15 protein-coding genes are annotated in these 15,005 nt (G+C 37.1%); all 15 read left to right on the top strand.

Annotated features, from left to right (window positions below; all coding sequences use genetic code 11):
- Nucleotides 1-143: 143 nt before the first annotated feature.
- On the top strand, nt 144-728 hold the full coding sequence (locus DR017_RS02575; protein WP_040362017.1) for an LUD domain-containing protein: 585 nt from the start codon (nt 144-146) through the stop codon (nt 726-728).
- Nucleotides 729-731: 3 nt separating this feature from the next.
- Complete coding sequence (locus DR017_RS02570) at nt 732-1,574, top strand: phosphatidate cytidylyltransferase (RefSeq protein WP_002682216.1); 843 nt, start codon at nt 732-734, stop codon at nt 1,572-1,574.
- A complete protein-coding gene (dapF, locus tag DR017_RS02565) occupies nt 1,574-2,350 on the top strand; it encodes a diaminopimelate epimerase (protein WP_002682221.1) in 777 nt (258 codons plus the stop codon). Before DR017_RS02570 ends, dapF begins: the two co-directional genes overlap by 1 nt.
- Nucleotides 2,347-2,847 (top strand): GNAT family N-acetyltransferase, encoded by a 501-nt coding sequence (locus DR017_RS02560; RefSeq protein WP_095909134.1) that lies wholly within the window; start codon nt 2,347-2,349, stop codon nt 2,845-2,847. Before dapF ends, DR017_RS02560 begins: the two co-directional genes overlap by 4 nt.
- A 69-nt stretch (nt 2,848-2,916) precedes the next feature.
- Nucleotides 2,917-4,191 carry a serine hydroxymethyltransferase gene (glyA, locus tag DR017_RS02555; RefSeq protein WP_002682212.1) on the top strand — a complete coding sequence of 425 codons (1,275 nt, stop codon included), beginning with the start codon at nt 2,917-2,919 and terminating at the stop codon, nt 4,189-4,191.
- A 269-nt stretch (nt 4,192-4,460) separates the two neighbouring features.
- Nucleotides 4,461-5,375, top strand: coding sequence for a PorP/SprF family type IX secretion system membrane protein (locus DR017_RS02550; RefSeq protein ID WP_095909135.1), 915 nt, complete (start codon nt 4,461-4,463; stop codon nt 5,373-5,375).
- Between the two features lie 59 nt (nt 5,376-5,434).
- Nucleotides 5,435-7,387 carry an OmpA family protein gene (locus DR017_RS02545; protein WP_040361839.1) on the top strand — a complete coding sequence of 651 codons (1,953 nt, stop codon included), beginning with the start codon at nt 5,435-5,437 and terminating at the stop codon, nt 7,385-7,387.
- 132 nt (nt 7,388-7,519) lie between these two features.
- Complete coding sequence (tatC, locus tag DR017_RS02540) at nt 7,520-8,329, top strand: twin-arginine translocase subunit TatC (RefSeq protein WP_002681683.1); 810 nt, start codon at nt 7,520-7,522, stop codon at nt 8,327-8,329.
- Nucleotides 8,330-8,338: 9 nt separating this feature from the next.
- A complete protein-coding gene (locus tag DR017_RS02535; protein WP_002681671.1) occupies nt 8,339-8,992 on the top strand; it encodes a hypothetical protein in 654 nt (217 codons plus the stop codon).
- Nucleotides 8,993-8,996: 4 nt separating this feature from the next.
- Nucleotides 8,997-9,782, top strand: coding sequence for an LPS export ABC transporter ATP-binding protein (lptB, locus tag DR017_RS02530; RefSeq protein ID WP_002681665.1), 786 nt, complete (start codon nt 8,997-8,999; stop codon nt 9,780-9,782).
- A 122-nt stretch (nt 9,783-9,904) separates the two neighbouring features.
- Nucleotides 9,905-10,627, top strand: a complete 723-nt coding sequence (locus DR017_RS02525; protein WP_002681685.1) for a DUF4262 domain-containing protein — start codon at nt 9,905-9,907, stop codon at nt 10,625-10,627.
- 2 nt (nt 10,628-10,629) lie between these two features.
- Nucleotides 10,630-11,166 carry a hypothetical protein gene (locus tag DR017_RS02520; RefSeq protein ID WP_002681655.1) on the top strand — a complete coding sequence of 179 codons (537 nt, stop codon included), beginning with the start codon at nt 10,630-10,632 and terminating at the stop codon, nt 11,164-11,166.
- A 219-nt stretch (nt 11,167-11,385) separates the two neighbouring features.
- Complete coding sequence (gene pepT / locus DR017_RS02515) at nt 11,386-12,609, top strand: peptidase T (protein WP_002681684.1); 1,224 nt, start codon at nt 11,386-11,388, stop codon at nt 12,607-12,609.
- A gap of 72 nt (nt 12,610-12,681) precedes the next feature.
- The gene (locus DR017_RS02510; RefSeq protein ID WP_002681679.1) at nt 12,682-13,875 is read left to right on the top strand and encodes a pyridoxal phosphate-dependent aminotransferase; all 1,194 of its coding nucleotides are present in this window, start codon (nt 12,682-12,684) and stop codon (nt 13,873-13,875) included.
- 143 nt (nt 13,876-14,018) lie between these two features.
- Nucleotides 14,019-14,999 (top strand): 6-phosphofructokinase, encoded by a 981-nt coding sequence (pfkA, locus tag DR017_RS02505; protein ID WP_002681653.1) that lies wholly within the window; start codon nt 14,019-14,021, stop codon nt 14,997-14,999.
- The last annotated feature ends 6 nt before the right edge of the window (nt 15,000-15,005 follow it).

Raw genomic sequence — 15,005 nt, 5'->3', positions numbered from 1 at the left:
TTTCTAATTTTCAAATCTTAGCCCTGAGCACTCATCTCTTTGTTTGAATAACATCTTTTTTTCTTAAAAAATGCGGAGATTCATTTATTTTGTATATATTTGCAAAAAAATATGTAGATAACACATTATTTTATAGTGTAGAAATGAATTTTTTCGCTAAGATATTTAAACGTAATAACATAGAACCACCCCAGCAACTTACGGAAGATGAGCAATTTGCAATGAATTTTACCAAAAATGGTGGTAAGTTTATCTATTGTACTTCAGATCTTGAGGTGCAAGAGGTCTTTCGCAATATATTAAAGGAGTTAGGCGTTTATGTGAAAATGAGTAGCAATGCATCGCCTATAATCAATGAAATGTTTGAGGAACACAGCCCAATGTTTACATCCGATATAGAAACTTCTAATGTGTATTTAATAGACTGTGAGTATCTTATAACTTCTCTCGGAGGAATAATGCTCTCCTCTCACCAGCTAAAACACCGAAAAATGGATGAGTTGCCAGAGGTATTTATCATTTTTGCTAAAACAAGTCAGATGGTAAAGGATATTCCAGAGGGAATGAAAGGTATTAAGAAAAAATATATAGGTCATATCCCTACTGGGCTAATCACTTTGCAGAGTTTTACCGATAATCCTGATACCCAAACGATTTCCAATTATGGTACAAGCTCTAAGAAAACCTATCTTATTCTGTTAGAAGATTTACCTATTGATAAACAATAATTTATGAACGAACTATTCAAAAGAACGATTACGGGGTTTATTTATGTTTTCCTATTGCTATCAGCAATTATGCTTAACCCCGATGCTTTCGACTTCTTATTTTTGTCCTTTGGTATTATTTGCTTATTTGAGTTTAAAATGCTCATCAGGCTTAAGGAATTACATATATTTCTGCTTTTTTTGTTGGTTTGGTGGTTGTTTATCCATCTAAGAACCTATCCTTTTTCGGTTTACATACTGCTTTTAGCTACTTTGCTTACTAATATATATCTCATAATGATGCTTTTCAATCAGAAAACGCCTATTCGTAAGCAAAGTAACAATGCCAAGCTACTCATTAGTTTGCTCTACATAGGTGGAGGTTGTATATTTGTGCCTCTTATCTATAAAAATGAGAACAGTGAAAATGTTTATTATCTATTTCAAAGTTTCTTCAACAATCAGTCGCAAATCACAATGATTGGACTCTTGTCTATTATATGGGCGAGCGATACCTTTGCCTATCTCACGGGTAAAGCCTTTGGCAAACACAAACTTTTTGAACGTGTTTCTCCCAAAAAAACTATAGAAGGTTTCCTCGGTGGGCTAGTAGGAGCAATGATCATCGCTACAACTATTTCATATTCCAGTGCCCGTCCTCTATGGCAATGGCTAGTTTTAGCAGTGATTCTAGTAGTTACAGGTACTTTAGGCGACTTGGTAGAGTCTAGCTTTAAACGTGCTGCCAATGTGAAAGATAGCGGAACAATATTGCCAGGACACGGTGGTTTGCTCGATCGTCTTGATAGCCTTATTTTTGCTTCTCCTTTTGCTTATTTCACCCTTCTTATTTTTGAACTATTTTAATGATGAATTTCTATAAATATCAAGGAACAGGTAATGACTTTGTGATGATTGATAATCGCGAAGGAACTTTTCCTAAAGATAACGAAAAACTTATAGCTCACTTGTGCGATAGACGCTTTGGCATTGGTGCCGATGGTCTTATCCTGCTTGAAAATGATTCTCAGTATGATTTTCGTATGGTATACTACAATTCCGATGGACGCCAAAGTACAATGTGTGGCAATGGTGGACGCTGTGTAGTAGCTTTTGCTAAACAGTTGGGGGTAATAGAAAGAGAAACACTATTTATAGCTATTGATGGTGAGCACCGCGCAACCATTGAAGGTGATAACTATGTACATTTGCAAATGAAAAATGTAACATCAGTAGAAGAACACCCAGATTATGTATTCTTAAACACAGGCTCACCTCACCACGTACAATGGGTAGACGATGTAGAGACTGTCGATGTAAAACCCGAAGGCGCTGTTATACGTTATGGCACTCTTTACGCCGATAAAGGTGGTAGCAACGTGAATTTTGTAAGCAAAGGAGAGAATGGCTTTAAAGTGCGTACCTACGAACGTGGTGTAGAAGATGAAACTTACTCTTGTGGTACAGGCGTTACTGCTGTTGCAATAGCATTGTATCACACCAAACAAACAAAAGCACAAACTATTACACTACACACTCGTGGAGGGGATTTACAAGTGAGTTTTGATAGGGTAGCCGAGGAGTATAAGAATATCTATTTAAGTGGCAGTGCTCAATTTGTGTTTGAAGGAGTAATAAAATGATAAAATTAAGAGCTTTAGAACCTGAAGATATAGATTTCTTATATCACTTAGAAAATGAAGAGAGTTTGTGGGAGGTGAGTGAAACTCAATTGCCTTTTGCTAAACATTTGTTACAGGACTATATACAACACGCTCATCAAGATATTTATGAAGCTAAACAATATCGTTATGTGATAGCACTCAATGAAGAGCCTTTGGGTTGTGTAGATTTATACGATTTTAGTCCCAAACATCACAGAGCAGCAGTAGGGATAGCTCTTCTGCCCGCTTATCAAGGAAAGGGGTATGCTAAAAAAGCCTTACAGTTACTCATTTCCAATGTACAAAAATACTTAGATTTACATCAACTTATTGCATACATTCCTACTGATAATATAGTGAGTATAGCTCTTTTTGAAAAAATAGGCTTTACTTGTAGTGGTGTACAAAAAGATTGGCTTTATAGTCAAGGTAAGTACAAAGATGTAGCACTATACCAACTTTTTTTTGGTAGATAAAAAAAAAGTACTACATTTGCCCAGAAAATTAAAATTTTCAAATAACTCAAACAACAAAATAATTTTAATATGCAAAGAGACATTGATATTTTTGAACTAATTGAAGACGAAAGAGAGCGTCAAGTGTTAGGTATTGAGCTTATAGCCTCTGAAAACTTTGTAAGTGACCAAGTAATGGAAGCAGCGGGATCAGTACTTACTAACAAATATGCTGAAGGTTACCCTGGTAAACGCTATTATGGTGGCTGTGAAGTGATTGACGAAATAGAGCAAATCGCTATTGACCGTGCTAAAGCCCTATTTGGTGCTGAATACGCAAACGTACAACCTCACAGTGGTTCGCAAGCCAATGCAGCTGTATACGCTACTTGCCTTAAACCTGGAGATAAAATTCTCGGCTTCGATCTTTCTCACGGTGGTCACCTTACTCACGGTTCTCCTGTGAACTTTTCAGGTAGATTGTATGAACCTGTATTCTATGGAGTAGAAAAAGAAACAGGACGACTCAATTACGACAATATATTAGAAATAGCCAAACGTGAGCGACCTAAAATGATAGTAGCAGGCGCTTCTGCATATTCTCGTGATATAGACTTTAAGCGATTTAGAGAAATAGCTGATGAAGTAGGAGCTATTCTCTTTGCCGATATTGCACACCCTGCAGGACTTATAGCTAAGGGATTGTTAAATGACCCAATTCCACATTGCCACATTGTAACTACTACTACTCATAAAACATTGCGTGGCCCTCGTGGTGGACTTATCTTGATGGGTAAAGATCTTGAGAACCCTTTTGGTATCAAAACCCCTAAAGGAGAAGTAAGAATGATGAGTTCTTTACTCGATAGTGCCGTATTCCCTGGTAACCAAGGAGGCCCTTTAGAGCACATTATTGCAGCTAAAGCTATAGCTTTTGGCGAAGCTCTTTCTGATGATTTTCTTCATTACGCTATTCAAGTACAGAAGAACGCACGCAAGTTAGCCTCTATTCTTTTAGATAAGGGGTATGATATCATCTCTAAAGGAACTGATAATCACTTGATGCTTATCGATTTGAGAAATAAAGATGTAAGTGGTAAAGAAGCTGAAGAAGCTCTCGGTAAAGCTGATATTACAGTGAATAAGAATATGGTACCTTTTGATACTCGTTCTCCTTTTGTAACCAGTGGTATTAGAGTTGGTGTCTCAGCTATCACTACCCGCGGACTCAAAGAAGCTGATATGGAACGTATCGCCGATTTTATCGATCGTGCCATTACTCATCGCACTAACGACGAAATGTTAGAAGAAATTGCTGATGAAGTGAACAGATTTATGGAAGATAGACCTCTGTTTGCATACTAAAATAAAGTCATAACGTAAAAAAAATTCAAAAGAGGTGCCTTAAATAAAGAGTGCCTCTTTTGGTTTTTATGTTCGTAATTAATTTGTAAGCAATAGGTTACGATGATTTTTTATTTTAAATGATAGAGAAAAATATCAACTGTATAAAAAAAATTATACAAAATAGCTTTTTTTTAAACAAAAAGATGTAATTTTGCCGAGTTATATGTACTCACAAAAAGTACTATTTATCTAAAAATCAATAGCAAATATATAAAGACGATTTTATTATGATTAAAAAAGCGTTGTTTTCAGCACTAACAATGTTATTTTGCAGTGAGATTTTTGCACAACAAGAGTCTCAATACACACAGTATATGTATAATACTATGCTGTTTAACCCTGCTTACACAGGGTCTCGAGAGGTAGGAAGCCTCTTTGGAATGTTCCGTACCCAATGGGTGGGTATCAGTGGTGCACCTACTAATGGAAGCATCAGTTATCACCAGCCTATGGAGAGTTTGCGCAATGTAGGTTTAGGAGGAAGTATCTTCCGTGAAAGTATAGGACCTCAAACCCAAACTGATTTAACAATTGATGTGTCATATACATTAAACTTCGAAAACTCTAAATTGGCATTCGGTATCAATGGTTCAGCGAGTTTGTTTCAAATAGACTATAACAAGTTGGACGTAAAAGATAAAACCGACCAAAGTCTTTCAGGTAGTGAAAGCGTATTTTCACCTAACATTGGGGCTGGAGTTTATTGGTATACTGATAAGTACTACCTCGGTTTTTCAGTGCCTAATATGCTCGAAACGACTCACTACAACAAGAGTTCAGTATCAGTGCTTAAAAATGCACAACACTTGTACTTGATAGGAGGTTATGTGTTTGATTTGTCAGAAAATACAAAATTCAAACCAGCAGTACTTTCTAAAGTATCATTTGGAGCGCCTTTGCAATTGGACTTTTCAGCAAACTTTATGTTCAACGAGAAGTTTGTATTAGGAGCAGCTTATCGTTGGTCTGCAGCGGTGAGTGTAATGGCAGGTTTCCAAATCAATGATCGTTGGTTTGCAGGTTATGGTTATGATTTTGAAACTACTGAGTTGCGCAAATACAATTCAGGTTCACACGAAATCTTCTTGCGTTACGAATTGGTGAAAACCTACAAAAAAATCGTATCACCTCGATTCTTCTAGTGTGAGCTAATCACTTCTTAAAGTTTTAAAACCTATTTTTTAATTATTAATTATAAAAAATGAGATTACTAAGTTTAACTTTCGCATTATTATGTAGTGCACAAGTGCTATTAGCACAACCTGAAAAGGAATTAGAAAAAGCAAATGAAATGTACAAAAATTTTGCTTATGTAGATGCTATTAGAATATACGAAAGTATTGCTAAAAAAGGATTTGTAAACCAAGAAATGCTTGAGAGTTTAGGAAATTCCTATTATTACAATGCTGAATATAAAAAAGCACTTCCTTGGTACAAACAACTATTTGAAAACCCCAAGTACAAAATAAAAACCGAGTATTACTATCGTTATGCACAAGTGCTAAAATCGGTAGGTAAATATAATGATGCCGATAAAATGATGGCTAAGTTTGCCGAATTGACTGATGACAAAGATACTCGTGCAGTACTTTTTGAAGAAAATAAAGATTATCAAGAAGTAATTCAAGCTAATTCAGGAAGGTTTAAACTAAACCCTATTGCTTTAAATACAGAGTACTCTGAGTATGGACCTACTTTTTATGGAGATAAAGTGGTATTTGCTGCGGCTACTAGTGGGAAAGCCTCTAAAGGAGGTGTTTCTCAATGGACAGGCGAAGGTTTCTACGACCTTTATGTAGCCGATCGCAACAAACAAAAATTATCGAACAAGAAGCCTTTATCAGATGTTATTAATACAAAGTTCAACGAGTCAACAGCTGTTTTTACAAAAGATGGTAAAACGGTTTATTTTACTCGTAATAACTATGTAAATAAAAGATTAGGAACAGATAAAGAAAATACCATTCTTCTAAAAATACTCCGTGCTACGAAAGAAAGCAATGGAGATTGGGGTAATGTGGTAGAAGTACCTTTCAATAGTGATCAATACAATGTAGCACACCCTGCTTTGAGTCCTGATGAAAAATATCTATATTTTGCATCGGATATGCCAGGTACTTTAGGGGGGTCTGACATCTTCCGAGTAGAAATTTTAGGGGGTAATAAATATGGAAAACCTGAAAATTTAGGAAATGTAATCAATACCCCAGGGCGTGAATCATTCCCTTTCATCTCTAAAAACAACGTGATGTACTATTCATCCGATGGTTTCCCTGGTTTAGGTGGTTTGGATATTTTTGCTGTAAAATTCTATGACAATGGTACTACCTCTAAACCTATCAATATCGGTCGCCCAGGTAATAGTGCCGACGATGACTTCTGTTTTATAATGGATAGTGATTCTAAAATAGGCTTCCTCACATCTAACCGTCCAGGAGGAAAAGGAAAAGATGATATCTATAGCTTCTTTGAAGAAAAACCTCTACCTTTCGATTGCCAAAAAATGCTAAAAGGAGTCTTGAAAGATGCTAAAACTAATGATGTTATTGTAGATGGTCTCATTGTACTTTCTGATAGAACAATGAAAGAAGTAGCTAAACAAAAAACTAAAGAAGATGGTTCTTTTGCTTTCAATGAAGTAGATTGTAAAGAATTGTATTACTACTTGCGCGGTGAAAAAGAAAAATATGAAACTGCCGAGGTGAAAGTAAGTACTGATAAAGAAGGTGAAACATACTACGAAATGCTTCTCAAACCTAGAGAAGTAGCTATTTCTAAAAACACTGATTTAGCCAAAGTATTTGATATTAAGGAAATTTATTTTGATTTGAATAAATCAGATATACGTCCTGATGCAGCTGTAGAACTTGCTAAGATAGTAGAGGTGATGAAAGAATATCCTAAGATGAAAATTGATATCCGTTCTCACACCGATAGCCGTGCTTCCGATGCTTACAATTTAGCTTTATCAGATAGACGTGCAAAATCAACTCTTGAATGGATAGTAAAACAAGGTATTGAACGCAAACGCTTAACAGCTAAAGGCTATGGCGAAACTCGTTTGGTAAATGGTTGCTCTAATGGCGTCCCTTGTACCGAAGAAGAACATCAAGCTAACCGCCGTAGCGAGTTCATAGTAGTGAATATGGAATAACAATATTTGAATAAGTAAAAAACTGTTTGGGAAACCAAGCAGTTTTTTTATGACCAATAATTGCTAATTATGAATTATTTTTTATCTTTGCGCCATTAAATTTGTTATATAAAAGAAATTAATACACTCACAATGGGAGTATCACAAGATGAAATGTCCTTTTTAGACCATTTGGAAGCCTTGCGCTGGCATCTAATACGCTCTACTATAGCCGTTTTAATAGTGGGAGTTGTAGCTTTTATCTGTAAGGATTTTATCTTTCAAATAATCTTTGCTCCTAAAAATGGCGATTTTTTCACTTATAGAATGTTCTGTAAAATAGGACACTTTTTTGGTTTTGAGAGTGATTTTTGTACTGAACAACTTCCCTTTACCATCCAAAGCCGTACAATGGCAGGACAGTTCTCAGCTCATATCTGGACGTCTATCTGGGCAGGAGTGATTATCGCATTTCCTTATGTGCTTTATGAAGTCTGGAAATTCATCAGTCCAGCACTGTATGAAAATGAACGTAAGTTGGCTAGAGGTTTTATCCTCATTGCTTCTTTACTGTTTTTTATAGGTGTATTGTTTGGCTATTACCTTATAACACCACTTTCAGTGAACTTTTTAGGATCTTACTCGGTAAGTCCTGAGGTGAAAAACCAAATAGATATAGATTCGTATATTTCAGTAGTACGATCATCTGTCATTTCGTGTGGCATTGTTTTTGAACTGCCTATTATCATCTATTTTCTTACCAAATTAGGAGTTGTAACCCCTGATTTTATGCGCAAGTATAGGCGTCACGCTTTGATAGTAGTACTCATAATAGCTGCTATCATCACCCCACCCGATGTAGCTAGCCAAATAATCGTCTCAATACCGATTATGCTCCTATACGAAATAAGTATTTTTATTTCAGCTTATGTTTTAAAAAAAGAACAAAACAAGGTAATTTAATATTTTTTAATGGATTGTAATACCTACTTACAGCACTTACCCAACGTGAAAACGTTGAAACAGCTTTGCAAAGGCAGAGCCGTGTTAGACTGGATTATTTGTGGTCACGAGTTTGAAGTATATCACACCTACTACAAAGCTAATGAAGAAGAATACGATGGCTATGAAGCCCAGTGGGGGCACGGCTTTGAAGATGAAGATGGCACTTCGTTGTCGTTCTATTTTATTGATAAAGCCTGTTTGATAGTTCCCTCTTCTAGCGCCGAAGACAGCAAAGGAGGCGATAACCGCGATTTCGAAAAACGCATCCCCAAAGTATTTTTGTCCTACTATCGCAAAAATTTCTCTCAAAGTGATATCCCTTTCGTGATATACTCTTTGGATGGTGAAACGTGGCAATGCGTAGAAAACTTCCTTGTGGAAGAACACATCGATAAATTTGAACACATCACTACTAGCCCTACAAAATACAAAGAATGGGCAGTAAACTATATGGGCGACGAAGGCTTCTTGCAGGAAGTGATGAGCGAACAAACTATTACCGACCTTTATGAAGGGAAAGTGCTTACCGAGGAAATGGTCTATAGTATCGTAACCGAAGTGCACGACTGGGTAGATTTAGAAACTGAACTTAACGAAATGCCTTATCGCTTTTCGTTTTAACAATATGAAATTAGTAGTAAACAACATCATCAAAATATACAAAGGAAGAAAGGTTGTAAAAGGCGTTTCGCTGGAAGTGAACCAAGGTGAAATTGTTGGACTCTTGGGACCTAATGGTGCTGGTAAAACAACCTCCTTTTATATGATAGTGGGACTCATTAAACCCAATGGTGGTACTATCTTCTTGGATAATACCGATATTACCAATTATCCTATGTACAAACGCGCCCAAAGCGGTATTGGCTACTTGGCACAAGAGGCTTCAGTATTTAGAAAATTGAGCATTGAGGATAATATCAAAAGTGTATTGCAGCTCACCAAACTATCTAAAGCTGAACAACAACGCAAAACCGATGAGCTAATAGATGAGTTTAGTTTAGGACATATTCGCAAAAACCGTGGCGACCTGCTTTCAGGGGGAGAACGCCGCCGTACCGAAATTGCCCGTGCTTTGGCTACTAGCCCAAAGTTTATACTACTTGATGAGCCTTTTGCTGGGGTAGACCCTATTGCAGTAGAAGATATCCAACGCATTGTAGCACAGCTCAAAAATAAAAATATAGGTATTCTTATCACCGACCATAATGTGCAGGAAACGCTTGCGATTACCGATCGTACTTACTTGATGTTTGAAGGAGGAATCCTCAAATCAGGTGTGCCTGAAGATTTAGCTGCCGATGAGATGGTAAGAAAAGTATACCTTGGAAGAAACTTCGAGTTGAGACGCAAGAAAATATTAGAAGATGATGATAGAAATATGAATCAAGAATTGGAAAATAATAATCCTTGATTAACAGTGTATTGTCACTTTTGTATAGCATCTCCCCCTTTGAAAGATTCATTATCGGTAATTCCCGAGTGAGCAAATCGGGAGATGTTTATAATCAACAAGTAAATCAATAAACTAACGAATTGGAAAATCAATACATCAATAAATTGGTAAGTGATATTGAAAAATACGGCTTTGGGGTGATAATGGTACCTCAAACTGATTACTTGCCATCTTTTGCTTATACAGTAGGTTTGTGGAAAAACTACAAACGCCCTGAACTTATTACTTTAGGAATGCCCATAGATATACTCCATACCTTACTCAATACGGTAGCGTTTGAAGGCGTAAAAAAAGGAAAATCTATAGAAATAGGTAAGAATTACCGTGGCGTATTAGAAAAACACCCTGTACAATTCTTAACAGTAGACAAGCGTAATATACCTGATTATTTTGGACAAGCAATCAACTATTACCAAACAGCCGACTTCCCTGCATTGCAATTGATATGGCCTGACGACAAAGGTGTATTTCCTTATGAAACAGGTTTTAGAGAAGATTTAATCTACTTGCAACCACTCTTAGATAGAAATGCCGATTTCAAATTTAGAGAAGACAAACTCCGCCCCGTATTTACAACATCCGCTTGGTTAGAAAGTCAAGAGCCAATCGTAGATGTAATACACGATAAAGAAGGCTATTGGTTTTTCCTTCCCTTAGGAGAACCCGATTGGAAGATGGTGCCCTTGGAAGAATTAGTAAAAGCAGACCCTACTCTCAATGATGTTTTTAACCTCGATTATGGTGAAAGTGCTAATAGGGAGTTTATAGAAGGGCAATGGCAAAGAGATGTTTATGAAGGGTAGAAATGTATAAAGAACTTTTAAACATATCAAAAGCTAACCTAACAACAACCCGCAATATTACTCAAATAGGGAGTTTTGAAATTCCTCCTTCTTATTTGCAGTTTGCTCAAGAAATAGGCTTTGGTAGATTGTTAGGCTTATTTCTCACCTATATTCCAATGGGAGAAAACACACCTTATTGTGATGCTTTGGAACACAGAAATGCATATTGGAAAAGTATCTTTCAGATGTATCTAAAGGAATATCCAGATAGGTTATTTATCAAACAAGAAGCAGATAATAAAGAGCGTTTAGCTAATGCCGAACCTTTTTTGTTTAGTGAAAATGGAGAGGTTGTGTTTTGGGATAGTAGAAATCGGGATGATAAGGGGGAATGCACTATTTATTTGGTAGATTTTTCTACGGGGATATATTTAGCAGGGAATACTTTTAAAGAGTTTATTCTCAACCTTACAGATAAAGCAAAAGTAAAAAGTATTTTGAAATTTGAAGATGATCCTTTGTTGAGAACTTTTGACCCTTTGCCATTAAAAGACTGAAAAATATCACTACACTTTGCCAAAGTTTTAATTGCTCGTCGTGCTACGACCTTTGGCAAAGTTGATTACCTTGAAAATCAACTACTCTTAGAGTGTGTTGTGTAGGAGTGTTTTGCAAACGCCCACATAAATAAAACACTCACTTTTTGAGAATTGTCCCCCTTCGGGGGAACGGGGGCTAAACTCCTAACAAACAAGAAAAACTAAAAACTATATATAATGAAAAATTTAGTAGACCGTTTTATTAAGTACATAAAAATAGACTCTCAATCTAATCCTGAGAGTGAAACAACTCCTAGTACCGAAAAACAATGGAATATGGCAAACTTATTGGTAGAAGAACTGAAAGCCATTGGTTTGCAAGATGTAACTGTAGATGAAAACGCCTATGTAATGGCTACCTTGCCATCAAATGTAGATTACCCAGTACCTACCATTGGCTTTATCTCTCACTTCGATACCTCTCCTGACTTCTCTGGTGAAAACGTAAATCCACAATTTGTAGAAAATTACGATGGGGGTGATATCGTCCTCAACAAAGAACAAAATATCGTATTATCACCTTCTTACTTTGAGGATTTGTTGCTCTACAAAGGTAATACTATCATCACAACTGATGGAACTACCCTTTTGGGAGCTGACGATAAGGCAGGTATTGCCGAAATCGTAACCGCTATGGAATACCTCGTGCAACACCCCGAAATCAAACACGGAAAAATACGCGTAGGCTTTACCCCTGATGAGGAAATAGGTCGTGGAGCTCATAAATTCGATGTCAAAAAATTTGCTGCTGATTGGGCTTATACAATGGACGGCGGACAAATTGGCGAACTTGAATACGAAAGCTTTAACGCAGCAGGAGCTAAAATTCACTTCAAAGGGAAAAACGTGCATCCTGGTACTGCCAAAAACAAAATGATAAACTCAATGCTCGTAGCTACTCAATTTATCAATGCGTTACCAGCTGATGAGATTCCAGCTCGCACTGAAGGTCGCGAAGGATTCTACCACATTACCGATATCTCTGGAGATGTAGAAAATACAGTAGTACAGCTTATCATCCGCGACCACGACCGTGACCTTTTCAACAAACGCAAAGCTGTAGTACAGCAAATTGTAGACGATTTGAACAAACAAATCCCTAATGTGGCAGTAGCCGAAATAAAAGACCAATACTACAATATGGGTGAAAAAATCAAACCCGTAATGCATATTGTAGAAGTAGCCGAACGTGCGATGAAAGAATTAGGTATTACCCCTATAACTAAACCTATCCGCGGTGGTACCGATGGTTCTCAACTTAGCTTTATGGGCTTGCCTTGTCCTAATATCTTTGCAGGTGGACACAATTTCCACGGCAAATACGAATTTGTTCCCGTTGAAAACCTCGAAAAAGCTACCGAAGTGATTATTCGCATAGCTGAATTAGTGGCAAAAAAATAATATAATTAGCCAATTTGTCTATGAATTGATAAATTGGCTAATTTGCTAATTAACTAATTGATAAATCAACTTATGCCTACAATATCACATAGAGCACAAATATTGCCTCAATCGCCGATTAGGAAATTGACTCCTTATGCTGAAAAAGCGGCTAAGGAAGGGAAAACTATTTACCACCTTAATATCGGTCAGCCCGATATTAAAACCCCTGAAATAGCTATTCAGGCAGTAAAAGATTTTACCCCTAAGGTATTGGAATATACCAAAAGTGAGGGCATCAACTCTCTCAGAGAAAAAGTAGTGGAGTACTACAAAAAGCACGATATTAAGGTTAATAGTAATGATATCATCATTACCAATGGTGGCTCTGAAGCGCTTACCTATGTAATTGCTACTGTTGCCAATGCCGATGATGAGATTATCATTCCCGAACCTTATTATGCGAATTATATTAGCTTTTCAGAAGCCTTTGATGCTATATGTGTACCTATTACATCTTCTTTTGATAATAATTTTGCTTTGCCTCCTATAGAAGAATTTGAGAAAAAGATAACCCCTAAAACTAAAGCCTTTCTCATCTGTAACCCAGGAAACCCTACAGGGTATTTGTATTCTAAAGAGGAAATTTTGCAATTGGCAGCAATAGCCAAAAAACACGATATTTTCCTTATTTTTGATGAGGTGTACCGCGAGTTCGTGTACGATGGAGCTACCCATTATTCTATTATGCAAGTTGAAGGCATTGAACAAAATGCTATAATGATAGATTCAGTATCTAAGCGTTTCAGTATGTGTGGAGCGCGTATCGGGTGGGTCGTGTCTAAGAACAAAGAGGTGATGAAATCTATCTTGAAGTTCGCACAAGCCCGCTTGTCTCCCCCTACCTATTCTCAAATAGGTGCAGAACGTGCTTTTGATGTACCCGAAACCTATTTTGAAGAGGTGTTAAAGGAATATACTCAGCGTAGGAACGTGCTCATCGAAGAACTCCAAAAAGTACAAGGCGTTCGTGTATCAATGCCCAAAGGGGCTTTCTATTGCATTGCCGAATTGCCCGTAGAGAATGCAGAAGACTTCTGTATATGGCTTTTAGATAATTTCTCAGTGAATAACGAAACTGTAATGTTAGCCCCAGCCGAAGGTTTTTATGCTACCGAAGGGTTAGGGCGCAATCAAGTGCGTATAGCTTATGTGCTCGAAAAAGAGAAAATAGTAAAAGCCATTCACATATTAGCTGATGCACTAAAAAAATATAATAACTCCTAATCCCTAATTTCTATTTTCTATTTCCTATTTCCTAACTCCTAAAAAGATAAATAGTTATATTTTTTAGTGTTAAAAAAAAACATAAAATTATTGCCATATCAAAAATATTTTGTACTTTTGAGGCGAAAAATTAAAAACAGACAATGTCAGTAAAGAAAATAGCAGTATTAACATCAGGAGGAGATGCTCCTGGTATGAACGCCGCCATTCGTTCAGTGGTACGTACTTGTGCATACCACAATATTGAAGTGGTAGGTGTATATCGCGGCTATCAGGGAATGATAGAAGGCGATTTCGAACCAATGAACGCTCGTAGCGTTCGCGATATTATCAACAGAGGGGGTACTATCTTGAAATCTGCCCGCTCTAAAGACTTTAGAACTCCTGAAGGGCGCAAAGTAGCCTATGAAAAACTAAAAGCAGCAGGAGTAGATTCTTTAGTAGTAATAGGAGGTGACGGTTCTTTCACTGGAGCGCTCTTGTTCAACAAAGAATTTGGCTTCCCTGTAATGGGTATTCCTGGTACTATTGATAATGATATTTATGGTACCGACTTTACTTTAGGCTATGATACTGCCCTCAACACTGTAATCGAAGCTATCGATAAGATTAGAGATACCGCAAGCTCTCACAACCGCTTGTTTTTCATAGAAGTAATGGGTCGTGACGCAGGTCACATCGCTCTCAACTCTGGAGTAGGAGCAGGAGCTGAAGAAATCTTGATTCCTGAAGAGAACATAGGGCTCAAAAAGCTACTCGAATCTTTGGAAAAAAGCCGTAGCACAGGTAAAACTTCTAGCTTAGTGGTAGTAGCCGAAGGTGATAAAATTGGTAAAAATGTATTTGAACTTAAAGAATACGTAGAACAGCATCACCCCGATTACGATGTGCGTGTATCTGTATTAGGTCACATGCAACGTGGAGGTGCTCCTTCTTGTTTCGACCGCGTTTTAGCAAGCCGTATGGGCGTTAAAGCTGTAGAATCACTCCTTGAAGGTAAATCCAACTATATGGTGGGTATCCGTAACAATAAAATGGAACTCACTCCGCTTGAAAAAGCTATCAAAGGTAGTTCTAAAATCGATATGGAACTCCTCCGTGTAGCCGAAATAATGGCAACTTAGTAACGT

Origin of the sequence: Capnocytophaga sputigena (assembly GCF_900446695.1) — a bacterium.
Lineage (GTDB): Bacteria > Bacteroidota > Bacteroidia > Flavobacteriales > Flavobacteriaceae > Capnocytophaga > Capnocytophaga sputigena.
This window is presented reverse-complemented; position numbering and strand designations above follow the sequence as displayed.

Coding starts and splice junctions, on each gene's coding strand:
- DR017_RS02575 (WP_040362017.1), top strand. CDS start 144: ATGAATTTTTTCGCTAAGATATTTAAACGTAATAACATAGAACCACCC.
- DR017_RS02570 (WP_002682216.1), top strand. CDS start 732: ATGAACGAACTATTCAAAAGAACGATTACGGGGTTTATTTATGTTTTC.
- dapF (WP_002682221.1), top strand. CDS start 1,574: ATGATGAATTTCTATAAATATCAAGGAACAGGTAATGACTTTGTGATG.
- DR017_RS02560 (WP_095909134.1), top strand. CDS start 2,347: ATGATAAAATTAAGAGCTTTAGAACCTGAAGATATAGATTTCTTATAT.
- glyA (WP_002682212.1), top strand. CDS start 2,917: ATGCAAAGAGACATTGATATTTTTGAACTAATTGAAGACGAAAGAGAG.
- DR017_RS02550 (WP_095909135.1), top strand. CDS start 4,461: ATGATTAAAAAAGCGTTGTTTTCAGCACTAACAATGTTATTTTGCAGT.
- DR017_RS02545 (WP_040361839.1), top strand. CDS start 5,435: ATGAGATTACTAAGTTTAACTTTCGCATTATTATGTAGTGCACAAGTG.
- tatC (WP_002681683.1), top strand. CDS start 7,520: ATGGGAGTATCACAAGATGAAATGTCCTTTTTAGACCATTTGGAAGCC.
- DR017_RS02535 (WP_002681671.1), top strand. CDS start 8,339: ATGGATTGTAATACCTACTTACAGCACTTACCCAACGTGAAAACGTTG.
- lptB (WP_002681665.1), top strand. CDS start 8,997: ATGAAATTAGTAGTAAACAACATCATCAAAATATACAAAGGAAGAAAG.
- DR017_RS02520 (WP_002681655.1), top strand. CDS start 10,630: ATGTATAAAGAACTTTTAAACATATCAAAAGCTAACCTAACAACAACC.
- pepT (WP_002681684.1), top strand. CDS start 11,386: ATGAAAAATTTAGTAGACCGTTTTATTAAGTACATAAAAATAGACTCT.
- DR017_RS02510 (WP_002681679.1), top strand. CDS start 12,682: ATGCCTACAATATCACATAGAGCACAAATATTGCCTCAATCGCCGATT.
- pfkA (WP_002681653.1), top strand. CDS start 14,019: ATGTCAGTAAAGAAAATAGCAGTATTAACATCAGGAGGAGATGCTCCT.